Annotated in this window: 17 protein-coding genes; 6 read left to right on the top strand and 11 right to left on the bottom strand. The window is 48.1% G+C overall.

Features of this window, described 5'->3' with window-relative positions:
* Positions 1 to 48 precede the first annotated feature (48 nt).
* Both AC4BAP_RS02000 and AC4BAP_RS01995 read left to right on the top strand, forming a co-directional pair.
* Positions 49 to 1,140, top strand: coding sequence for a sensor histidine kinase (locus tag AC4BAP_RS02000; protein WP_490580936.1), 1,092 nt, complete (start codon positions 49 to 51; stop codon positions 1,138 to 1,140).
* A complete protein-coding gene (locus tag AC4BAP_RS01995; RefSeq protein WP_490580935.1) occupies positions 1,121 to 1,885 on the top strand; it encodes a LytR/AlgR family response regulator transcription factor in 765 nt (254 codons plus the stop codon). Before AC4BAP_RS02000 ends, AC4BAP_RS01995 begins: the two co-directional genes overlap by 20 nt.
* A 22-nt stretch (positions 1,886 to 1,907) precedes the next feature.
* On the opposite strand, the gene AC4BAP_RS01990 is transcribed toward AC4BAP_RS01995, so the two are convergent.
* The 3 genes from AC4BAP_RS01990 to AC4BAP_RS01980 form a co-directional block, all read right to left on the bottom strand.
* The gene (locus AC4BAP_RS01990) at positions 1,908 to 3,296 is read right to left on the bottom strand and encodes an FAD-dependent oxidoreductase (RefSeq protein ID WP_490580934.1); all 1,389 of its coding nucleotides are present in this window, start codon (positions 3,294 to 3,296) and stop codon (positions 1,908 to 1,910) included.
* A gap of 67 nt (positions 3,297 to 3,363) precedes the next feature.
* Positions 3,364 to 3,948, bottom strand: coding sequence for an alpha-ketoglutarate-dependent dioxygenase AlkB family protein (locus AC4BAP_RS01985; RefSeq protein WP_490580933.1), 585 nt, complete (start codon positions 3,946 to 3,948; stop codon positions 3,364 to 3,366).
* An 81-nt stretch (positions 3,949 to 4,029) separates the two neighbouring features.
* Positions 4,030 to 5,289, bottom strand: a complete 1,260-nt coding sequence (locus AC4BAP_RS01980) for a cation:proton antiporter (RefSeq protein ID WP_490580932.1) — start codon at positions 5,287 to 5,289, stop codon at positions 4,030 to 4,032.
* A 192-nt stretch (positions 5,290 to 5,481) separates the two neighbouring features.
* Between AC4BAP_RS01980 and AC4BAP_RS01975 the strand changes: the two genes are divergently transcribed.
* On the top strand, positions 5,482 to 6,825 hold the full coding sequence (locus AC4BAP_RS01975; RefSeq protein ID WP_490581146.1) for an alanine/glycine:cation symporter family protein: 1,344 nt from the start codon (positions 5,482 to 5,484) through the stop codon (positions 6,823 to 6,825).
* Positions 6,826 to 7,589: 764 nt separating this feature from the next.
* Here AC4BAP_RS01975 and AC4BAP_RS01970 read toward each other — a convergent pair.
* From AC4BAP_RS01970 to proS, 8 genes are all read right to left on the bottom strand, one after another.
* Positions 7,590 to 8,129, bottom strand: coding sequence for a GNAT family N-acetyltransferase (locus AC4BAP_RS01970; protein ID WP_490580931.1), 540 nt, complete (start codon positions 8,127 to 8,129; stop codon positions 7,590 to 7,592).
* Positions 8,130 to 8,171: 42 nt separating this feature from the next.
* Positions 8,172 to 8,798, bottom strand: coding sequence for a hypothetical protein (locus AC4BAP_RS01965; protein ID WP_490580930.1), 627 nt, complete (start codon positions 8,796 to 8,798; stop codon positions 8,172 to 8,174).
* 141 nt (positions 8,799 to 8,939) lie between these two features.
* Complete coding sequence (locus tag AC4BAP_RS01960) at positions 8,940 to 10,238, bottom strand: alpha/beta fold hydrolase (protein WP_490580929.1); 1,299 nt, start codon at positions 10,236 to 10,238, stop codon at positions 8,940 to 8,942.
* Between the two features lie 45 nt (positions 10,239 to 10,283).
* Positions 10,284 to 10,856: a hypothetical protein gene (locus AC4BAP_RS01955; RefSeq protein WP_490580928.1), complete on the bottom strand. Its 573-nt coding sequence runs from the start codon at positions 10,854 to 10,856 to the stop codon at positions 10,284 to 10,286.
* Between the two features lie 186 nt (positions 10,857 to 11,042).
* A complete protein-coding gene (gene kynU, locus AC4BAP_RS01950; protein ID WP_490580927.1) occupies positions 11,043 to 12,317 on the bottom strand; it encodes a kynureninase in 1,275 nt (424 codons plus the stop codon).
* A gap of 392 nt (positions 12,318 to 12,709) precedes the next feature.
* Positions 12,710 to 13,702 (bottom strand): flotillin-like protein FloA, encoded by a 993-nt coding sequence (floA, locus tag AC4BAP_RS01945; protein WP_490580926.1) that lies wholly within the window; start codon positions 13,700 to 13,702, stop codon positions 12,710 to 12,712.
* Positions 13,703 to 13,707: 5 nt separating this feature from the next.
* The gene (locus tag AC4BAP_RS01940; RefSeq protein WP_490580925.1) at positions 13,708 to 14,187 is read right to left on the bottom strand and encodes an NfeD family protein; all 480 of its coding nucleotides are present in this window, start codon (positions 14,185 to 14,187) and stop codon (positions 13,708 to 13,710) included.
* A gap of 183 nt (positions 14,188 to 14,370) precedes the next feature.
* Positions 14,371 to 15,849 carry a proline--tRNA ligase gene (gene proS, locus AC4BAP_RS01935; RefSeq protein ID WP_490580924.1) on the bottom strand — a complete coding sequence of 493 codons (1,479 nt, stop codon included), beginning with the start codon at positions 15,847 to 15,849 and terminating at the stop codon, positions 14,371 to 14,373.
* 185 nt (positions 15,850 to 16,034) lie between these two features.
* Between proS and AC4BAP_RS01930 the strand changes: the two genes are divergently transcribed.
* The 3 genes from AC4BAP_RS01930 (at position 16,035) to AC4BAP_RS01920 (ending at position 21,213) form a co-directional block, all read left to right on the top strand.
* Positions 16,035 to 17,282: a hypothetical protein gene (locus AC4BAP_RS01930; RefSeq protein WP_490580923.1), complete on the top strand. Its 1,248-nt coding sequence runs from the start codon at positions 16,035 to 16,037 to the stop codon at positions 17,280 to 17,282.
* 14 nt (positions 17,283 to 17,296) lie between these two features.
* On the top strand, positions 17,297 to 18,808 hold the full coding sequence (locus AC4BAP_RS01925; protein WP_490580922.1) for an OmpP1/FadL family transporter: 1,512 nt from the start codon (positions 17,297 to 17,299) through the stop codon (positions 18,806 to 18,808).
* A 170-nt stretch (positions 18,809 to 18,978) separates the two neighbouring features.
* Entirely contained in the window at positions 18,979 to 21,213 is a 2,235-nt protein-coding gene (locus AC4BAP_RS01920; protein WP_490581145.1) for a S9 family peptidase, read from the top strand.
* The last annotated feature ends 828 nt before the right edge of the window (positions 21,214 to 22,041 follow it).

Here is a 22,041-nt window from a genome sequence, read left to right as displayed (position 1 = left end):
TAGCCGCATCAGGAGGCTTTTTCCCTCCTGATGCTTATATTTAAGGATATGCAGGAAATTCAAATCCAACAGGCTTTATGTACCGACTCTGGTAAACCGGATGGCCGGCATACTTTCATTAAAAACCTGTTGGCCATGCTTGCATTGGCTGTTTCCCTTCAGGTATTCTTTGATTTAGGTGAGGAGTTCCGCTTGAAACGATTTCTCATAAACGCTGCTTTTAACTTTGCACTTATACTCCCTATCTGGTTAGGAAACGGATACATTGCCGAAGGGCTAAGTAAGTATGTAAGCTGGCTGAAGGAACCCGGTAAACGCTTTGTGCTGTCGGTGCTGGCTATGCTTGTTTACTCTACGCTTGTGTTTCTGGTGATTGATATCCTTTACTATGTGGTTGTAAAAGGCAATGATTTCAACATCGTTGCTACACCAGGGTTCAGAAACATGCTGCTTTTTCAGATAGGCATAACCTCCCTTATCACTTTTATTATGTACAGCCTCTCTTTTTTCCATAGCTGGCGTGAGATGGCCATTAACGTGGAGCGGCTTCAGAAGGAAAACATCCTGTCACAGTATGAATCGTTGAAAGCGCAGGTAAATCCTCACTTCCTGTTCAATAGCCTGAATGCCCTGACCAGCCTGGTTGAAACAGATCAAAAGCTGGCTGTAAAGTTTATCCGGAAACTATCGGAAGTATACCGCTACCTCTTGGATAGCAGCCAAAAGGAAGTGGTGCCGCTGCAGCAGGAGGTCGATTTTATACAGTCTTACTTTTACCTGCAGCAGATACGGCACGGCAATGCCATACTTTTACAGAACGACCTGCCGCCAGATGGCAACATCGTAGTGCCTCCGCTGGCCCTGCAGCTGCTCCTGGAAAACGCCATCAAGCATAATATAGCCCTGGAGGAATCGCCTTTAAGTATACATTTATACCTGGAGGAAGATTACCTGGTGGTACAAAACAACCTGCAGGAACGCCGTGCCCGGGAAACATCCACTGCCACTGGCTTACAGAACATTAAGTCGCGCTATAGCTTCCTGACGAACAAGAAAGTACAGATACAACAAACCGATCAGCACTTTACGGTAAAGCTGCCAATCCTGCACATAAAAGAAAATGCGCATACTTATAGTTGAAGACGAAAAGCTGGCCGCAGACAGACTGACAACCCTTCTGCAACGACTGGATAACTCAGCACAGGTTATTGCCACTACCGCTTCTGTGGCCAAAGCAGTGGAGTTGCTTCGCCTCAAACCCCAGCTGGACCTGATCTTTATGGACATACAGCTGGCCGACGGCTTAAGCTTCGAGGTATTTGAGCAGGTGCAGGTAGATGTACCCGTCATCTTCACGACAGCCTATGATGCCTATGCCATAAAGGCCTTTAAAGTAAACAGTATTGATTACCTGCTAAAACCCATTGATGAAGAAGAACTACAGGCTGCGCTAACAAAATTCAGGAAGCTGAACAGCCACGCGGCTTCCCCCCAGGTTGGCGCACTGGAGCAGGCAATGCAACTGATAAACGGGGGCAAAAGCTATAAATCGAGGTTTGTGGTAAAGGTAGGCGAGCACCTGCACACGATTCCCGTTGAGGAGGTTGCCTGCTTCTACAGCTACGAGAAAGCCACTTTTCTGCAAACTATAACCGGAAAGCGCTACGCCATAGATTATACTTTAGAACAGGTGGAAGGCCTGGTAGACCCTGACTGTTTTTTTCGGGTGAACCGTGGCTACCTGATAAGCCTTAAAGCCCTGAAAGACATTATAGCCTGGTCTAACAGCCGCTTAAAGCTGGAACTACACCACCCTACCCCAGCCGGAGATGTGGTGGTGAGCCGCGAGAAAGTACAGGATTTTAAAGCCTGGCTGGATAAGTAAAAGCAACTGAAGAGCTGCGCGGTTATACTTCCTGTGTCTGGTAAGGCTTTAGCTTCTCTTTGCGCACCAATTGCTTTTCCAGTAACTTCTGTACTTCGGGTTTGTAGTAGTCATCCGTGCTTTGGATGTGCTTCATCACCTTGCGCATGATCTTATCCTGCATTTGGCCGGTTTCCAGGGCGTAAGAGTAAGGGTAATCGGAGAAAGTAACCATGGAGTACAGTGGCACCCATTTATCCGGGAACTGCTCCGAAATTTTGGCCTCTATCTTTTTGCGAAGCAGGAAGCGCGGGTCTGCAACCTTGTCGCGCATCTCTATAAAGTTCATCACGGCAAGGTCGGCGATGGCATCGGCATTAGGTTTGCGGCTGCGCTCAAACGCCTTGAACAACACCTCCCAGTCATCTCCGTCAAAGCCATCGAGCATCTGGTCCAGCACCGTAATGTCTTCAAAGCCGGCGTTCATGCCCTGCCCGTAGAAAGGCACTACCGCATGGCAGGCATCCCCGATCAATAGCGACTTATCCTCATAGCTCCATGGGAAGCACTTTATCGTTACCAAAGACCCGATCGGGTTAGAGAAATAATCTTCGGCCAGGTTCGGCATCAGTGGCACCGCATCCGGGAATACCTCCAAAAAGAAATTAAGCAGGTCGGTATCGTTTTTGATGGCTGCAAACGAACGCTCTCCTTCGTAAGGGAAGAAAAGCGTGCAGGTAAAGCTGCCGTCAATATTAGGCAATGCAATCATCATGTAGTTGCCGCGAGGCCAAATGTGCAGTGCGTTCTTCTCCAGCAACCACTCCCCTCCTGGCCCGGCAGGTATGGTCAGTTCTTTGTAGCCATACTCCAGGTAACTCTGCTCGTAGTTAAAGCGCTCTGTTTTCTGCATGGCGCTGCGCACTACCGAATAGGCACCGTCAGCCCCGAAAAGCAGGTCCGGCTGTATGGTTTCCGTTTCATTGGTTTCGGTGTTAAGCAGCTGCACTTTGTTTTCGCGCAGGTTCACATCCAGTGCCTGGCGGTTAAAATGGTAGTTGATCGCATCGTTGGGCTCCGACAGGTTCATTAAAGCTGCATTTAACCCACCCCGCGATACCGAGTAAATAAACTGCCCCTCTTTGCCATATGGCTGAAAGGTAAGCTTCCCGGATTCATCGTGCATCATGCGCCCCTGCATCGGGATAGCCACTTTGCGCACATCCTCCTCAATGCCAATGCCGCGCAGGGCACGCCAGCCTCTGTCGCTCAGGGCCAGGTTAATCGAACGTCCGCCATCCAGGGTTGTTTTGCGCATATCAGGCCGGCGTTCGTACACATCCACTTTATGGCCGCGCTTAGCCAGGTACAAAGACAGTAACGAGCCAACCAGTCCGGCTCCCATAATGGCGATGTTCTTTCTTTTGGTCATGATAACAGAGGTTGCGCAGTTGTTTCTTGTAAAGTAAAGATTTCCGGTGTTTAATGCCAAACCTTTATCAAATCACTTTACGAAAGGTCAGGTTAATTCTGGGCTCTACGGTGCGTGCGGTCTTTGAAACCTGGTGCAGCCAGTGGTGCTGGGTTGGCCCACGCATCAGCAGCAAGCTGCCGTGGCTCAGGTTTATACTTTTGGGCTTTATGCTTTTGTCGGCTCGGTGCCTGAAGCTAAATTTCCGCTCGCCGCCAAAGCTAAGGCTGGCTATATCCGGCTCTGGCCCCAGTTCCGCTTCATTATCAGAGTGCCAGCCCATGCTATCCTGCCCGCTGCGGTACAGGTTTAGCAGCACACTGTTATACTTTGCGCCGGTTGCCTGCTCTACCCGCTCTTTCAGTTCCTGTAAAACGGGAAGCCAGGGCTGTGGTTTGTTTTGCAGTCCAGAGTAAGTATAGCCTTTATCGCCGTACCAGGCCGTAAGCCGGGGCATGGGCAGCAGTTTTCCAAACATCTTTATACTTTCCTGCTGCCAGTTCACCTCCTCCATCAGCCGTTCAAAGTATGCGTCGCTTTCATCCTTATTAAAGAAATGAGGGGCAAAGTATACTTCGGCGTCGGGCAGATCCAGTTTGTTGAGTAAATGCATGTATGGCAAGTATGGCTTATTGATGATTTACAAGATAGGCAAAAGCAAAACTATACTTTAATCATCTGTGCTCATTAGGTATTAATTGATAACATCCTCAGCAGTTGCCCGCTTTCTTTTGCGGCGCTTGTCCAGGTAGCCCATGGTTTTGGAGGCAGTAAACCCATGTATGATAATGGAGATCATCACGATAAACCCCACCACCGACCAAAGTTGTGGCGCATCCACAAAATCAATTTTATCCAGGGCAAAGGATAGGTAAAAAAAAGAACCGATACCCCGTATGCCAAAAAAACTGATCGCCATTTTTTCGTGCAGGGGCACTTTTACCCCCAGCATACCCACTAACCCAGCCGCCGGCCTTATCAGGAACAGGAACACCAGCCCGACCACTGCGCCCTGCCAGGTAAGGTAGTTCAGCAGGCCGTACATCAGGCTACCCCCGAAGAGCAGCAGCAGCATCACCATCAGTATCTGCTCCACTTGGGTTACGAAGTCGTGCATCTCGGTGTGGTACTTATCCTCCGGCTCGTAGCTGCTTAGGGTTATGGCCGTAACAAACACCGCAATAAAGCCATAGCCATGTGCCAGCTCCGTTATGCCATACGATACCAGCGTGGCCGAAAGCGCCAGAAAAGCATCCTCCGCTCGCGGGAATTTTGACCGTCGGGGCAGTTGGAAGATAAGATAGGCCAGCGCGCGGCCAATAAGCCAACCAATGGCCAGGCCAGCCACAATGCGGTAAATAAGGTCGCGCCATAACCAGTCTGCCAGCCAGTCGCCTTTCGTACCGGCGGCAATGGCTACCACCACGGCCAACCAAGTAAACGGAAAAGCCATACCGTCGTTCAGGCCGGCCTCCGCAGTAAGAGAAAAGCGCACATCGTCCTCTTCTTTCTCGTGGGGTGGGCCCACCTGTACCTGCTCTGCCAGTACCGGGTCGGTTGGCGCCAGCACAGCGCCTAAAAGTATGGCTGCGGCAGGCGCCATGCCCAGTACGCCCCAACCCAGCAAGGCCAGCCCGGCAATACAAAGCAGCATGGTTATACTTACCAGCCTTAGCGGTATCTGCCAGTTTTTCCAGCTTACCTTGCGCCTGATCTTCAGCCCTGAGCCCATCAGCGAGATGATCACGATTAGCTCTGTGAGGTGCACCACATACTCCTCGCGCCAGATCGGGTCCGGCTGCGGCAGCTCGTATGGCAGCAGGTACACCAACATCCCCAACAGCATGTATACCATGGGGTAAGAAATAAATGTGCGTTTCAGCAGCGAGGGCACCCATGCCATAGAAAGGGCGGCAAGGCCTACAACCGTTAAAACAATGATGTATGTTGACATGACATTACAATGAATCTTGATGGTGCAGCCTTGCCTAAAAATTATACTTGCAGGCAAGGCAAGTATGCACGTAGCATACCATACGTTGTTTTGCGATTCATGCCTATATTCGTATCTTCATCAAAAGTATATTTACCTGATTTGGAAGCATTAGAGAAGATTTTTGCTGCGTTCAGCGATGCAGCCTGGGGCATGCCGCTGCTTATCCTGCTAATGGGTGGCGGTTTTTACTTTATGCTGTACTCCGGCTTTTTACCGTTCCGCTACCTGGGACATGCCATTAATGTGCTTCGCGGCAAGTACGACGACCCGAACGACCCCGGCGATATCAATCATTTCGAGGCTTTGTCAAGTGCGTTGGCAGCTACGGTGGGCATGGGTAACATCAGCGGCGTGGCGGTTGCCATAGCCGTGGGAGGGCCGGGTGTGCTCTTTTGGATGTGGGTAAGCGCCTTTGTGGGCATGGCTACCAAGTTCTTTACCTGCACGCTGGCTGTTATGTACCGTGGCCGCGACAGCAGAGGCCACCTCGAGGGCGGGCCGATGTATGTGATCGTGGAGGGCCTGGGCAAAAAATGGAAACCTCTGGCCATATTTTTCTCCATAGCCGGCTTGTTTGGCACCCTGCCTATTTTTCAGGCAAACCAGGTAACACAGGTAGTACGGGAAGTACTGCTAATGCCCAACGGCATCGTCATGGACAACGACCGCAGCCTGCTTTATTGGAACCTGGGCATTGGCATAACGCTGGTTATGATCGTATCCCTGGTAATTTTCGGGGGCATCAAGCGCATCGGGCATGTGGCCACCAAGATGGTGCCTGGCATGGTAGTGCTGTATATGCTGGCGGTATTTTATATCATGGCCATGAACTATGCAAGTATACCTGCAGCGTTCAGCCTTATTTTTGAGGATGCGTTTTCTGCCAACGCGATGCTGGGTGGTGCTGTCGGTGCCATTATTATAGCCGGTGCGCGCAGGGCCGCTTTTTCTAACGAGGCCGGCATAGGCACCGCCGACATGATGCACGGCGCCGCTAAAACCGACGAGCCGATCCGGGAAGGCCTAGTAGCCATGATGGGTCCGTTTATTGACACGATCGTGGTTTGTACGCTTACTGCCCTGGCTATTATACTTACCGGCACCTGGCAAACCTCCGGGGCCAGCGGCGTAACCATGACGGCAACCGCCTTTAACAATGCCATGCCGGGCTTTGGCAGCTATGTGCTGGTAGTCTGCGTAATGATCTTTGCCTTTACTTCGCTGTTCTCTTACTCCTACTACGGTACCAAATGCTTCAGCTTCCTGTTTGGGGCAAAGTATAAGCACCTGTACAATTACTTTTATGTGCTTACCATCATTTTCGGTGCAGTGGTTTCTATCACAGCCGTTATCAACTTAATAGATGGCCTGTATGCCATGATGGCGATTCCAACAATGGTTTCGGGGCTGCTGCTTTCACCTAAAGTAATGGCTGCTGCCAAAGATTATTTTGTGCGCATGAAAGCATTCAGGGAAGAGAAGGTGAAAGTATAATTCCAGCTCTGGTGCTGTTAAGTTAAGGCTGTAGCTACTTTGCCATTCTGAATCAGGATTTGCAGGATTATTGGATGAACAGGATTTTCTGCAGCACCGGGGTTCCACCCCTGTTTCTCTTGTGGCTTATGGGTTTCTTTTCATGCCAAGAGTTCAACCAAAGTATAAACCGGTTTTTATTGCTGCTACTACCGCGAGTTTTCAACTCGTGGTTGTCCATGGCTTTTTAGATATGAGACTATTTTACCATAGGGGTGTTTCATTCTATTTTTTGCTGGCGCGGATCTGTGATCCGTGACTTGTTATACCGTTGGATTTGCAATCCAACTGGGCCAGAGGCCCAGCCATAGCCCGACACGAGCAAGGACGCACGCGCCATTACCGTGTAATTTACTAGAATGAAACGGCCCTGCCCTCAAGGGGACAATTCTTCTAAAGAAGGGCCTAATCCAGTAAATTTATGGGACAGGATAAGGTTTTCAACTTGCGGCAGATCGTAATTTTATAGTTATGTCCTGATTGTATCTGACCCTACTTCAACTATAAGTCCAGCGATTTTGCCTTTGGGTATTGTGAGCGAAACCTGATTCAAAAGAGAATGTGCTTTTACGGTGGCGTACTGACATTTATACTTCAAGCAACAGACTTAAAGCGGCCGGAGGCCAAACTATAGCGCACACTCGCCAGAGGCAAGCGAGGGCGAGAGAATCAAAACAAATAGAATAAAATAGCCAATGCTTTTAAGCAAAATTATACTTTTTACCCTAAGTATGATTTTGCTCTAAGTATAACCTAAAGCCAAACACAGGCAAATCTCCCTGCATAAAGTCCAGGTCTTCTGATCTTTTAAAGCCCAGGCTTTCGTACATGGCCCAGGCAGTTTGCATGGCTTTGGTGCTGTGGATGATCACTTGAGCCAGGCCTTTTTCTTTTGCTTTGCTGATACATGCTATAGTTAACAGCTTGCCAATACCTTTGCCTCTTTGCTCAGGGTCTACGGCCAATAGCCTGAAGCCTGCGGCGTTCTTCTCCTGGGTGGCCGTGCCCCCTGAGCCATAGTGCTGCATGTCGCTGAAGTATACTACACCGCCTGCAATTTTGCCATCTTCAGCTACAGCTACCAAAAGCTCTGTGTCTGGTTTCTGCGCGAAGTCTCCGATATTGGCAAGCGTAGTATAATAAGCCGGCTGCTCCGTTGGCTTCGGGAAACCTGCCAGTTGCGAGTACACTTGTACCATTAACTGCCCTAAACCGGCAAATTCATCTGCCCGGGCGTGGCATACCGTATATGGCTGTGTGGTCATTAAAGCTGGTTGTTTATACTTTGCAAAGGTAACCTCATCACCCTAACAAGGAAACCAGTAACTGAATTGAGTTAGATACCCTCTTTTATCGAACACAAGTATAAAAGCACCATCCGTGGGTTGTTTTGAAGTTGCAATATTTACCCAAATTTCATTCCCTTCATCTCGTGCTTCCTTTACTGCATCAGGAAAGCGCTTTTGAAACGCTGTTAAAGTTGTTCTGTGGTCGAGGCGCATGTTGCCGCTTTGCAGGAACAGCGCTTTATTCCTGGAAAAATCTGCCGACCAGAATACGAGGCTATCGTTTAACTGCTCGAAATTTACGCCTTTAATGTATACTTCTTTAAAGGGCGGCATTTCTTCGGTACAGAAGTGGCAGTTATGGCAAATGTTATCATAGTCCGGCACAACTACGCTGTCTGGTTTGCCAAACAGTGCTTCTACCTCACGCAGATTGGCTTCCAACAATAGCTGATTGTTTAGCTTTAAGCTGCTCCATTCAATGTATTCCGTTAGCTCTGTTTCATTTGTGGCTGGCTCAGGAAGATCAACTGTGGCTACCTGGTTGGTTTCAGGGTGCGCCACGGCTTCTGCTGTCGGCTCCGATGAGTTGCAGCTGGATAGTAAGCTTATGGCTACAGTTAGCAGTAACAAAAGTTTGAGTTTCATAAAAACAGCAAGGGGTTAGTAGGACTATTTAATAATGATAATAATAATTGCACTGCTAAGAGGCTTAAAATACCTTACCTGTACTTTGAGTACTGGGTTAAAGCGCAATTAAATCTGCTTCAGATTTAATTGGATACAAGATTATTCATCTGAAAGAAACCTTAATACAGTTTCATTAAATAATATAGCATTTTGTTGAGGCACGTTGTGTGTTTGGCCTTTGAAGATTCGAAGTTCAGCATTATTAATGCTAGCTGCTATAAGTTTGGTATGCTGCTCCTTAATGACATCTTTCTCCCCTGCCATCACCAATGTTCTGGACTTTATCGTTTTCAGTTCTTCCAAAGAGATATTAGGCTCTGTCAGTAGCATAGCCAAGAGCCTTGCGTTTGGGTCATTCTTACTTTTCAACATAATGAGATCTTTGGACGTCTGCTTTAAGATGTTCTTTTGAACAGCGTCTGTAGAAGGATTAAGGTTAGCTCCCATCACTGCTATCCTATTAACATAATCAGGATATCTGATAGCCATGGTCAGGGCAGTGTTCCCGCCGTCGCTCCAACCCACAACATATACCTTTCGGAGGCCCAATGAGTCCAGCAGCACTTTCATATCCTCGGCAAACAGCTTGTATGACAGGGAGGTGGAAACTGTGTCCAGGCTTCTGCCTTGTGCTCTGGTATCCACAGCAATCACGCGATATTTCCCTGCCAGCGCTATTATCTGCTTTGCAAGGGCAGAGATAGACTGGCCGTTTCCGTGCAACAGCAGCAATGGCTCCCCCTCCCCGTATGTTTCGTAGTAGATGTTGATACCATTTATGTTGCAGTATTTCCCTGCCGTTGGGTTGGCTCCGTAGTGTGTCACCCATTTTTTCTTGGCGCCCTCGGCCGAAATCAAAAGCGCTTTAGATTGCAAGGGATTCGCAACAGGCACGATGGAAAGTTGTGTACCTACAGGAAGCTTTGCAGTTCTCTGAAATCCCTTTAGCGGGTCTTTGTTTTCAGCCAGCTCAAAATCACCGGATGGGATGGGAATAGAAATCCAGCCTTCATTCTCTTTTACCTCCAGCCTGAGGTTATCTATATAGAACTTGCCATTCCCTACCTGATTCACATAGAACCATATTCTGTGCGTCTTTTCTGAAAGCCTTCCTGTTATAATACGTGTATTCCAGAGTGTATCCTCCTGGATGCTGACAGGATGGTTGTATTCAATAAAGTCATACTCATTTTTGCCAACCTGTAGCGCATAAGTTCTTACCTTGCTAGCTGTATCTGCAGATAGCGATTTTATATCTATTTGGAAGCGGAAATCTTTACCAGCATATTTTTTTATAGATATATCCGGCAGGAAGTAAGTGGAGTTGGTGTATTTCTCGACCTGCCCCATTGTAGTCAGAGACAAGAGGATAAGGATGAATGTTAAAGTTTGTTTCATATTAAATTAATTAGTCTAGTGCCTAACGGTTTTGCTATGGTGTGTTTAGGCACTATAGGTCTTGTTGGTGTTTTGTTGTTCTTCAACAGGTTCAACTACAACTGTTCTTTTTTCTCCTACTAAACCAAAAACTAAGGCTACATTTAGTAATAATGTTAGTGGGAAAAGCATAAGTCCAAGACAGCCAGTATGAAAGTCGGTAAAGACTCTGTTTTTCTTTTTCCCATTATCGTTTTCGTAAGTAACTGCTTTGAACAACTTCTCCAAAATGTAGTACTCTTCGCTTATCCAGCCCTTCTTTATCGGTACTTCAAGCAGTTTATCAATGTAAGTAATATTCTCCTGATTGTATACTCCCCTTAGAGGGCCGTTGCCACCTAGAAGCTCTCCTGACCAACCTTTCGCTGATTCATTGTAATATTGGATGTCGTCAAGGGATTTCCATTGATCGTCAGGCCATATGAAGTCGATGACAGTTTTATTGGTCTTAGCAACAACTCTGTAGATGCCGCTTTCTGACTCTTTTTTTGTATTGTCGATAATCAGATACAGGGAGGAGTCCGAGAACTTCTGCTCCAGGTACTCTTTCCAGTTCTTTAAGTCCTCTCCTTTTTTCATGATTGCAATACACACCAACTATGGTAGAAACGTAATAAACATCCGCTTTTTTGTCGAAATTGACAGATAGCCTGACTAACGAATATACTATATATTCCGGTCTGTATAAACACTGTCTCCTCGCAAAACAAAAACGGCTGGATCTAATCAGAACCAGCCGCTCAGAAATTTATACTTTAAACCAGTTTAGTGCGCCTGCAGGCACTCGTGCAGGATCTCAGAGAAGCGATACACTTCCTCGAAGCTGTTGTAAAGCGGTGTAGGTGCTACGCGGATCACGTTTGGCTCACGGTAATCCACGATAATACCGGCATCCATCAGCATATTAAACAGCTTGCGGGCATCCTTCTTTACCAGCAACGATATCTGGCAGCCACGGGCCTGCGGGTCACGCGGGGTGATCATTTCCATCACATCCTTGCCGGCATGTACATCGTCAATCAGGTATTCCAGGTAACCGGTCAGCTTCAAGCTTTTAGTGCGCAGGTTTTCTATTCCGGCTTCGTCAAAAAGCTCCAGCGAGGCGCGGTGCATGGCAAATGGTATGATCTGGCCATTGCTCAGCTGCCAGCCTTCAGCACCCTGCATCGGTATAAAGCCTTTCTTCATCTGGAAACGTGCCTGCGCATCGTGGCCCCACCAACCGGCAAAACGCGGCAGGTCAGGGTTGTTGCCATGGCGCTCGTGCACAAATACCCCCGATGTGCCACCAGGGCCGGAGTTCAGGTATTTATAGGTACACCAAACCGCAAAGTCCACGCCCCAGTCGTGTAGCTTAACGGGCACGTTGCCGGCAGCATGCGCCAGGTCAAAACCTACCAGGGCACCAACTTCGTGTCCGGCTTTGGTAATGGTCTCCATATCAAACACCTGGCCTGTGTAGTAGTTTATACCACCCATCATCACCAACGCCAACTCTTCGCCATGTTCTTTTATACTTGCCAGAATGTCTTCGGTGCGTAGTGTAAATTCACCTTCTCTCGGGAATAACTCCACTACGGCCTCAGCGGGGTTAAAGCCATGGAATTTAGCCTGTGTTTCCAGGGCGTATTGGTCCGACGGGAAAGCGCCGCCTTCGGTAATGATCTTAAAGCGTGTGGCAGTTGGCCTGTAAAACGACACCATCATCAGGTGCAGGTTCACGGTCAGTTGGTTCATGATCACCACTTCGCTCTCCTGGGCACCCACAATGCGGGCAGCGGCCGGCGTTAGCAACCTGTGGTAATCGAACCACGGCTCTTCGCCTTTAAAGTGACCTTCTACGGCCAGATTAGCCCATTTATACATCTCGTTGTCGATGTACATCTGTGCCTTTTTAGGCTGCATACCCAGCGAGTTGCCACAGAAATAAATGGCATCGCGGCCATTTACCTGCGGAAAATGAAAACGCTCTCTGAAATGATATAGTGGGTCTTGCTGGTCTTGCTCCTGCGCAAAAGCGAGGGTATTTTGATAGTTCATAAAGGAAAAGCTCTTATACGTATGCTGCACCGGGCAGCCTGAATCTCATTATCCTGCGAAGATAAGCATTTGTGCCGTAAGTGAAACCAGTGAACGATTGTCATCCCCCTACCCCCTTCGAAGGGGGACAATCAGCACGAGTAGTTTAAGCTTATTATATATAACCTTCACATTTATTGCAAAGAAACAACAAGGCATAAAATTACAAAAGCAGAAAAAGTCCCCCTTTAAAGGGGGTAGGGGGATGACAATCGTTTACTGATTCCCCTCCTTGGAGGGGTTAGGGGTGGGCTCCAATACTAATTTAATCTCTGCCTGCATATAAACAGCATAAAAACAAAGAAGCCATACTTTGGCAAAGTATGGCTTCCTGTAAGAGTTCTATGTTTTTGCTATTCGCGTGGCTTGTTTTGGGCTCCTCCCTGCTGGCCTGGGTTGGCAATGGAGTTACGCATGTCGGTATCCGACTGTATGTTCTCCATCTTATAGTAGTCCATGATGCCCAGGTTGCCGCTACGGAAGGCTGCTGCAATGGCTTGCGGAATCTCTACCTCTGCCTGAATTACGTTGGCGCGGGCCTCCTGTGCTTTGGCTTTCATTTCCTGCTCAACGGCAACGGCCATGGCGCGGCGTTCTTCTGCTTTTGCCTCTGCTACTTTCAGGTCGGCGTTGGCCTGGTCTATCTGTAGTTTTGCACCGATGTTCTCCCCCACGTCTACGTCCGCAATATCAATGGAAAGTATTTCATAGGCTGTACCAGCATCCAGACCTTTTTGCAGTACCAGTTTCGAGATGATGTCCGGGTTTTCTAGCACTACTTTATGCGAACCTGATGAACCGATGGAAGTTACAATACCCTCGCCAACACGGGCAAGTATGGTTTCTTCGCCGGCACCACCTACTAGTTGCATAATGTTGGCGCGCACAGTTACACGGGCTTTGGCAATCAGCTGAATACCATCCTGGGCAACAGCGGCCACATTTGGTGTATTGATCACTTTGGGGTTTACCGATGTGGTTACCGCCTCAAACACGTTACGGCCAGCCAGGTCGATGGCAGTTGCCTGCTTAAACGAAAGCGGAATGTTTGCCTTATCGGCAGAGATAAGCGCTTTGATAACGTTGGGCACATTACCACCCGCCAGGTAGTGTGTTTCCAGCTCGGTGGTGGTTACGTCTATACCCGCTTTGGTGGCGTTGATCATGGAGTTTACGATCAGGCTTGGCGGTACTTTACGGATGCGCATGAACACCAGCTCCAACAGTCCCACGCGTACCCCCGAAAACAGGGCCGTGATCCAAAGGCTGATCGGCACAAAGTATAAAAAGATAATGAGCAGGATGATACCACCTGCTATCAGAAACAATACAGAGAAATTTTCCATCTGGGTTAGGTTAGCTTATTTTCTTCTACTGTTATTTTATTGTGGTGAATTTTAATGATGCGAACAGGTGTGTTGGGTGGTAAGAATTCTCCTTTGGTCTGTACCTCATGGTGCTGCTCGTTAAAGATGGCCGTACCCTGAGGGCGCAGCGCAGAGATTGTCTTGCCAAGGTCTCCTACCGTTAAAATGTACTTATACTCTTCGTTCACGCGGCTCCGGTGCTGGTTTTTGAGCGCAAAACGGCTCCAGCTATCCGACCGGAAACTATACACGAAAGCCACGACTCCAATCAGCACGGTTGAGGCAAGTATGATATGTCCTGTACCAGTACCCAAAGCGGCATAGCCTATCCAGATGCCGATACAGGTAAGCACAAAACCCAGTATGCCCACAATGGTAGTGCCCGGCACAAAGATCAGCTCCACTATTATAAGCAGCAGTCCGATACCGATAAGCAAGATAACCGTGATCCAATCCAGTAGCATAGCGTGGGGGCTTGTTTAAGTAAATATAGCAAATTAATTGTTGAATTGTTTATTGTTGATTGGATTTAAAGGCGTGAGGCGCCACAAAAAGGAAAGTGCCGCCTCCCTTTCCGGAAAGCGGCACTTCTATAATCAGTTTATTATAATGCCCGAATAACGAACAACTAATAACGATCAACCAGATTAATATGCTTTAGCAAAGTATACGCGGCGCTTGCTAGGCTTACCAGTCAGCATGTCCACACCGTCTTCATCTGGTGTGTCCAGGGCGATGCAGCGAATAGTTGCTTTTGTCTCTTCTTTAATGCGTTCTTCGGTTTCAGAGGTGCCATCCCAATGCGCCAGCACAAAACCGCCCTTGGTTTCCAGCACTTGCTTAAACTCCTCGTAAGAGTCTACTTTGGTAGTATGTTCTTCGCGGTAGGCCAGTGCCTTATTGTAGATGTTCTGCTGAATCTCGTCAAGCAACGCAGGTATAAAGTCAGCCAGTCCGGAAAACTGCTGTGAGCCTTTTTCTTTTGTGTCGCGGCGAGCCACTTCGGCTGTTCCGTTTTCCAGGTCGCGGGCACCGATGGCGATGCGCACCGGCACACCTTTCAGCTCCCACTCGGCAAACTTAAAGCCTGGGCGCTCGGTATCGCGGTCGTCATACTTCACGCTAATGCCTTTCGCTTCCAGTTCACGCTTCAGTTGGTTCACTTTCTCGCTTATTTGCGCCAACTGTTCCTCGCCTTTATAGATCGGAACAATCACCACTTGTATAGGCGCCAACTTTGGAGGCAATACCAAGCCCTCATCATCTGAGTGGGCCATTACCAGGGCACCCATCAGGCGTGTGCTTACACCCCACGATGTACCCCATACGTGCTCCAGTCCGCCCTCTTTGGTAGCAAACTTCACATCAAAAGCCTTGGCGAAGTTCTGCCCCAGGAAGTGCGAAGTACCAGCCTGCAGCGCCTTACCATCCTGCATCAATCCTTCGATGCAATAAGTATCCAGGGCACCGGCAAAGCGTTCGTTTGGCGTTTTTACACCCTTGATTACCGGTAACGCAATAAAATTCTCGGCAAAGTCGGCATACACGTTCAGCATCTGCACTGTTTCGGCAACTGCTTCATCGGCGGTGGCGTGTGCCGTGTGGCCTTCCTGCCACAGGAACTCGGCTGTGCGCAGGAACAGGCGTGTACGCATTTCCCAGCGCACCACGTTTGCCCACTGGTTTACAAGTATAGGCAGGTCGCGGTAGCTTTGTATCCAGCCTTTGTAAGTGTTCCAGATCACAGCCTCAGAGGTAGGGCGCACAATCAGTTCTTCCTCCAGTTTAGCGTTCGGGTCTACGCGCAGTTTGCCTGGCTTGTCTGGGTCTGTTTGCAGGCGATAGTGCGTAACCACAGCGCATTCTTTTGCAAAGCCTTCTGCGTTCTGCTCTTCGGCCTCGAATAAGCTCTTGGGTACAAATAGCGGGAAGTATGCGTTGGAGTGGCCGGTGGCCTTAAACATATCATCCAGCACACGCTGCATTTTCTCCCAAATGGCAAAACCATATGGCTTGATAACCATACAGCCGCGCACCGCAGAATTCTCTGCTAAACCGGCTTTCTTTACCAGCTCGTTATACCATAAGGAGTAGTCTTCGCTTCTTTTTGGTAGCCCTTTGCTCATCTTTTACAGAAATTTATAATATATCGCTAATAATTAATGCTTTTGGAACAATAATTGCTGTTTCTACACTCGCAGCCAAATATCATTCTGGCTCAAAAATACGTTTAATATATTATACTATTGATAAGGATTTGCGCCCATGTGTGTTTATCTTTGATATAGAGGAATTTATTACAGAGATGGCCATGAAAAAATTTACGATATACGCACTAGCCCCCGCTCTGGCATTGTTTGCCCTGGGTTGTAGCAGTCCAACAGCAATGCAGTCTACGGAGTATGATGATATGTACTACAGCTCTTCGGACGAAACAACTTACTCGCAACCGCAGCAATCCTCCTACGCAGGGCTGGCCGAATCAGAAACATCAGCAACACAGGCGCAAACCTACTCGCAGCGCAACAACTCGGTTACTGATGATTATTATGCTGATGAGTACTACGATGGCCGGGAGTATAACCCACGCGATAACTGGTACCGCCCGAATTATTCTTATATAGACCCATACTGGGGAAGCGCATACACGCCACGCCACTATACTTACAGCCGATATAACTCGGCATTCTATGACCCATTCTACGATCCGTTCTTCTACGATCCTTTTTACGACCCATTCTACCGCAGACCTTACTGGAACAGCGGCATCTCGATTATTATAAGCTATAATTACGGCTGGGGAAGCTGGGGCAGACACGGATACCCATATTATAGTCGCTGGAATCCTTACCACCCATACTATGGCGGATTCTATGGCAATAGTTGGTACGGCAACAGCTGGTATGGCAACCGATGGGTATACGACAGCCCGATCATCGTAAACCGTGTTAAAACGCAGTATGGCCCACGCGACGCACGCGGTGCGATTGTTACAGATGGCAACAGGGGTAATGGCGGCAGACCTGTAAGAGGAGAAGCTTTTGAGGGTGATGTAAAAGGCTCTGAGTATGCAAGGCCGTCCCGTCCGTCGAGGGGTAGCGATGCCGTGATAAGCCCGGAAGCTGGCAGCGAGGCCAAACCAAGTTTACCTGCACGCCCAAGCCGCACCGAGTATTATGACCCGAGCCGTGGCAGAGACCGTGGCACACGCCAGCCAATTAACGTTGGTGAGCAGCAACAGCAAGGTGAACGCCGCGTGATACAGCCAACTGAGCGCCGCACACGTGAGTATACGCCAACGCAAAGGTCATCAGAGGGCCGCAGCATCAGAACCCGGGAATATAACGCGCCGCAGCAGCAGGAACGCCAGCGCTCTGTAGAGAGAAGATCAACCTACGAGCCACGCCGCGAAAGCCCGACACCGTCACGCTCCAGTGAGATCAGGCGAGAAAGCCCTGCACCGTCACGCTCCAGCGAGATCAGACGTGAAAGCAATAACTCATCATCCGGAAACAACAACAGCGGTAGCAGCGGCGGCCGACCAAAAAGAGGACAATAACCTAGAACCACCCCATGAAAATACATAAGCTATTTCTTGCCAGCCTGGCGCTTACGCTGGGCTGGGCGGGCAGCGCCTTTGCCCAGAACGAGGTAGACGCCCTGCGCTACACCCGCTTAGGCATAACCGGCTCTGCCAGAATACAGGGCATTGGCGGCGCACAAACCGCCCTTGGCGCAGATATCTCCACTATCTCGTCTAACCCGGCTGGCCTGGGCATGTTCCGCAGGTCGGAGTTCAGCATTAGCCCTGGGTTGCAGTTAAACAGCACCCAGACCAAAGTAGGCGGCTTTACCCAAAGCACCGACCAGAACGCAGTAAGTATACCACACGCCGGGCTGGTTATCAGCAAAAGAAATGAAAACGAAGGAAACGACTGGACAGGTGCCAACCTGGGCATCAGCTTTACCCGGCTCAATAATTTTAACCAGCGCCTGTCTTACAGAAACAATGCCGCCGCCGACCAGTCCACTATTGTAGAGTACTTTGCCGAGCAGGCCAATAAAAAAGGTGTTACGCTGAACGAACTGAACAATGAGTTCAGCAATGGCTTTGTAACGCTGGAAGGACTGGCGTTTGGCGCCTACCTGATTGATGTGGTAACTGATGCCAACGGCAATGAGGCTGTTGTTCCGTTGTTCAGGGAAGGTCAGATTCTGGAGCGGGAAGACATTCGGCGCAGAGGTTCGCAAAACCAGTTTGATATTGGCGTAGGCACAAGCTACAAAGATAAAGTATACCTGGGTGCCTCCCTGGGCATTGTGACATCCAACTTTACGCAGGAGAGCATTTACCGCGAGTCCGAGACAAGCACCAATACCGCATTCACAGACCTGGAGCTGCGCGATGAGTTTACGACGGAGGGTGCCGGCATAAACCTGAAAGTAGGCGTAATTGCCAGGCCAACCGATGCCCTGCGCTTAGGTTTAACCTTGCAAACTCCAACAGCTTATTCTTTTACCGATACCTACCAGCGTTCTTTGTATGCCTCGTTTGATGATGGCCCGACAGAAAGTGCTGTGGAACTGCCCGGAGAGTTTTCCTATACTTTGGTTACTCCTTTCAGGGCAAGTCTGGGTGCGGCGGGTTTTGTGGGTAAGTATGGCTTTGTTACCGCGGATGTGGAATTTGTGAACTACAGCAATATTAGGTTCTCGGAGGATGACGGTGATTTTGCCACTGTAAACGATTACTTTAATGATATCAATAACCGCATCTCCAGCACTTATCAGTCGGCGGTTAACTACAGGATAGGTGCCGAGGGCCGCTTTGATGTGTTCAGGGTGCGTGCAGGTTTTGCCCACTCCGGAGACCCGTACAAAAACGCCTCCTTCGATGGAAGTATAAATTCTTTTACTACCGGTGCAGGTGTGCGCCTCAAGAACTATTATTTTGACCTGGCCTATGTAAGAAGCAATGGCAACAGCCGTTACTCCCCGTTTGTGCTCGACAACGGCGACCAGCCGGTAGTAGACATCGATGAGAAGCTGACTACCGTGATGCTGACGTTTGGCTACAATTTTTAAGTTAACAGGTTTAATTGTTTAAGGCAGTCCGAGGGGGCTGCCTTTTTTTATACTTCTCACTAGTTAACATCCAATGTAGAGATACACAGGTATGGTTTTGGCTTCTTTCTATGGCGAAACCACATAATTCTGATAAATTAGTAGCACCAAGTATAAACCAAACTAATCGCATGCATATCAACAAGATCAAAACAAACCTTTTGGCTGCCGTGCTTCTTTGCTTTGCCTTTGTGGCGCAGGCGCAGCAGAAAAAGGACATCACCCTCGAGGACATCTACCGCAAAGGCACCTTCCGGGCACAGTCGGTGTATGGTGTAAACTGGATGAACGATGGCCAGTATTACAGTTCGCAGGTCCAGGACGAGCAGAACAATGTGTACGACATCGTAAAGTATGATGTAACCACCGGCAAGCCTGTAAGCACTATTATAGAAGGTGAGAACCTGAAGCCTGAGGGCAGCAATACTCCCATAAAGTATGATGATTATACTTTTTCTTCGGACGAGCAGAAGGTGCTTTTCTCCACGAACCGTGAGCAGATCTACCGCCGTTCTTCCAAGGCCGACTTCTACATCTACGACATTGCTTCTAAAAAACTGACGAAGCTAAGCAACGGCGGCAAGCAAATGTATGCCACTTTCTCGCCGGATGCCAAGCGTGTTGCCTTTGCCCGCGACAATAACATGTTTGTAGTGGACCTGAGCAACATGAAGGAAACCCAGATCACCACTGACGGCAAGTTCAACTCTATCATCAACGGTTATGCTGACTGGGTATACGAAGAAGAATTCTCTTTTGCACAGGGCTTCCATTGGTCACCGGATGGCAAGAAGATCGCTTTCTATACTTTTGACGAAACCAACGTACCTGAGTTTAACATGCAGATGTGGGGCAAGCTTTACCCAGAGGACAACAAGTTTAAGTACCCAAAGGCAGGCGAGGCCAACTCAAAGGTAAAAGTATCGGTTTATGACGTGAATAGCGGCAAAACCGTGAAAATGGACACTGGCAAAGAAGAGGACATCTACATCCCGCGCATCAAATGGACAAACGATGCCAACCTGCTTTCTATCCAGAAGATGAACCGCCTGCAGAACACATTGGAAATTCTGCACGCAAACGCTACTACAGGCGCTGCCAATGTGGTACTCAAAGAAACTGACAAAGCCTACATCGACATCACGGACGACCTGACTTACCTGAAAGATGGCAAGCACTTTATCCACTCTTCAGAAGTGAAAGGCTTTAATCACCTGTACCTGTACAACATGAACGGCAAGCTGGTACGCCAGATCACGGACGGCAACTGGGAGGTAAGCGAGTTTGTGGGCTACGACGAGAAAAATGACCGCCTGTACTACATGTCTACGGAGGTATCGCCACTGGAGCGCCACCTGTACACAATCAGCAGCAAGGGCAAAAGCAAGAAGCGTTTGACTGACAAGTCGGGCACGCACCGCGTGAACATGAGCAATGACTTTAAGTACTACCTGGATTATTTCTCTGCTGCCAACGAGGTGCCTACTGTTAGCCTGCACACGGCAAAAGACGGTAAACTGATCAAGATGTTAGAGGATAACTCGAAGCTGAAGAACACACTGGCGCAGTACGACATTGCCAAGCAGGAGTTCTTCACCATGAACACACCGGACGGCACCAAACTGAACGGCTGGATGATAAAACCAACTGATTTCGACCCTAACAAAAAGTACCCTGTGCTGATGTTCGTGTATGGCGGTCCGGGTTCGCAGACAGTGAACAACAGCTGGGGCGGCACCAACTACCTATGGTACCAGGTGCTGGCCGACAAAGGCCTGATCGTGGTAAGTGTGGATAACCGTGGTACTGGTGCACGCGGCGCTGCGTTCAAGAAAGCTACTTATGCCAACCTTGGCAAGTATGAGATTCAGGACCAGATTGACGCGGCCAAGTGGCTGGGCAATCAGTCTTATGTTGACAAAAACCGCATAGGCATCTGGGGCCATAGCTTTGGTGGTTACATGACCCTGCTGGGCCTGACGAAAGGCGAAGGCGTGTTCAGAGCAGGTATTTCTGTAGCACCGGTTACAAGCTGGAGATATTATGATAGCATTTACACAGAGCGCTTCCTGAAAACACCACAGGAGAATGCTGCCGGTTACGACGATAACTCACCGCTGATGTTTGCAGATAAGCTGCAAGGCGATCTGTTGCTGATTCACGGAACCGGAGATGATAACGTGCACTTCCAGAATGCAGTAGCTATGCAGGATGCACTAATCAGTGCCAACAAGCAGTTCGAGAGCTTCTACTACCCGAACCGTAACCACGGCGTGGGTGGTGGCATTACCTCGCTGCACCGCTTCAAGATGATGACGAACTTCCTGGAGCGTAAGCTGATCAACCCTACTGAGGTAAACCAGTAAGTAAAGTATAAACTCAAGTATAAAAGGCCTGCCGGAAACGGTGGGCCTTTTTCTTTTTACGCCACCATGTAACTTCCTGCCTTTAAAGCTTATAACTTGGGAACCATGATAGATAATTCCTATATTGAAATCATAGTTATTATAGGAACTTCCCTTATTAGGTTTATTTAGTAGAATAAGTAGATACAATAACATTGGGCTTTAACCCAATGTTATAAAATTGTAGATGTGAAAATAGCAGAGAGTAGAAGATACAGTTTATAACATAGTTGTAAGAACTTCTCACCTTAACATCACAACTACAAATTATCATGTATTAATAAAATTAAATATATTAACAATATAATTGTAGTTACTTTATTCATCAAAGTTTCTTTTTATACTTGATTGGTTGCCATCATATTTGCATGATATAAATATATGTCTACTAAAATGAAAACAACATTACCAACTATTTGGATATTAATTCAAGAAGAAGTAATCCTTTCCTTCAACTCCTACCCAAAGCCTTAAAAGCAAAATTTTAGGTTATTATAATAATTGCCTAAGGCTAAAGAAACAATATTATACGATGCTGTATTGATAGCCGGAATTCCTTTAATCTTTCGAATCCGGCAGTTGTCAAGATTTTAGCATGTTTCAAAAACTTAACTCTATTGCTTTCATTAGCAGGTAGTAGTTCAATCAGTTTGATAGGCCTTTAACATAAAATGTGCTTGAAAATAAATCAAACCTTTATTATCCAACTTTAATCTAATCATATGAAACAAAACTTGTTAAAACTATTTCAATTTTTTCTCCTACTCTCTATATTTTCTTGTGAGCAGC

It is taken from the genome of Pontibacter sp. GD7, assembly GCF_058216375.1.
The sequence above is the reverse complement of the archived record's forward strand: the minus strand, read 5'-3'. Positions and strand labels throughout refer to the sequence as shown.

Coding starts and splice junctions, on each gene's coding strand:
- AC4BAP_RS02000 (WP_490580936.1), top strand. CDS start 49: ATGCAGGAAATTCAAATCCAACAGGCTTTATGTACCGACTCTGGTAAA.
- AC4BAP_RS01995 (WP_490580935.1), top strand. CDS start 1,121: ATGCGCATACTTATAGTTGAAGACGAAAAGCTGGCCGCAGACAGACTG.
- AC4BAP_RS01990 (WP_490580934.1), bottom strand. CDS start 3,296: ATGACCAAAAGAAAGAACATCGCCATTATGGGAGCCGGACTGGTTGGC.
- AC4BAP_RS01985 (WP_490580933.1), bottom strand. CDS start 3,948: ATGCATTTACTCAACAAACTGGATCTGCCCGACGCCGAAGTATACTTT.
- AC4BAP_RS01980 (WP_490580932.1), bottom strand. CDS start 5,289: ATGTCAACATACATCATTGTTTTAACGGTTGTAGGCCTTGCCGCCCTT.
- AC4BAP_RS01975 (WP_490581146.1), top strand. CDS start 5,482: ATGCCGCTGCTTATCCTGCTAATGGGTGGCGGTTTTTACTTTATGCTG.
- AC4BAP_RS01970 (WP_490580931.1), bottom strand. CDS start 8,129: ATGACCACACAGCCATATACGGTATGCCACGCCCGGGCAGATGAATTT.
- AC4BAP_RS01965 (WP_490580930.1), bottom strand. CDS start 8,798: ATGAAACTCAAACTTTTGTTACTGCTAACTGTAGCCATAAGCTTACTA.
- AC4BAP_RS01960 (WP_490580929.1), bottom strand. CDS start 10,238: ATGAAACAAACTTTAACATTCATCCTTATCCTCTTGTCTCTGACTACA.
- AC4BAP_RS01955 (WP_490580928.1), bottom strand. CDS start 10,856: ATGAAAAAAGGAGAGGACTTAAAGAACTGGAAAGAGTACCTGGAGCAG.
- kynU (WP_490580927.1), bottom strand. CDS start 12,317: ATGAACTATCAAAATACCCTCGCTTTTGCGCAGGAGCAAGACCAGCAA.
- floA (WP_490580926.1), bottom strand. CDS start 13,702: ATGGAAAATTTCTCTGTATTGTTTCTGATAGCAGGTGGTATCATCCTG.
- AC4BAP_RS01940 (WP_490580925.1), bottom strand. CDS start 14,187: ATGCTACTGGATTGGATCACGGTTATCTTGCTTATCGGTATCGGACTG.
- proS (WP_490580924.1), bottom strand. CDS start 15,849: ATGAGCAAAGGGCTACCAAAAAGAAGCGAAGACTACTCCTTATGGTAT.
- AC4BAP_RS01930 (WP_490580923.1), top strand. CDS start 16,035: ATGAAAAAATTTACGATATACGCACTAGCCCCCGCTCTGGCATTGTTT.
- AC4BAP_RS01925 (WP_490580922.1), top strand. CDS start 17,297: ATGAAAATACATAAGCTATTTCTTGCCAGCCTGGCGCTTACGCTGGGC.
- AC4BAP_RS01920 (WP_490581145.1), top strand. CDS start 18,979: ATGCATATCAACAAGATCAAAACAAACCTTTTGGCTGCCGTGCTTCTT.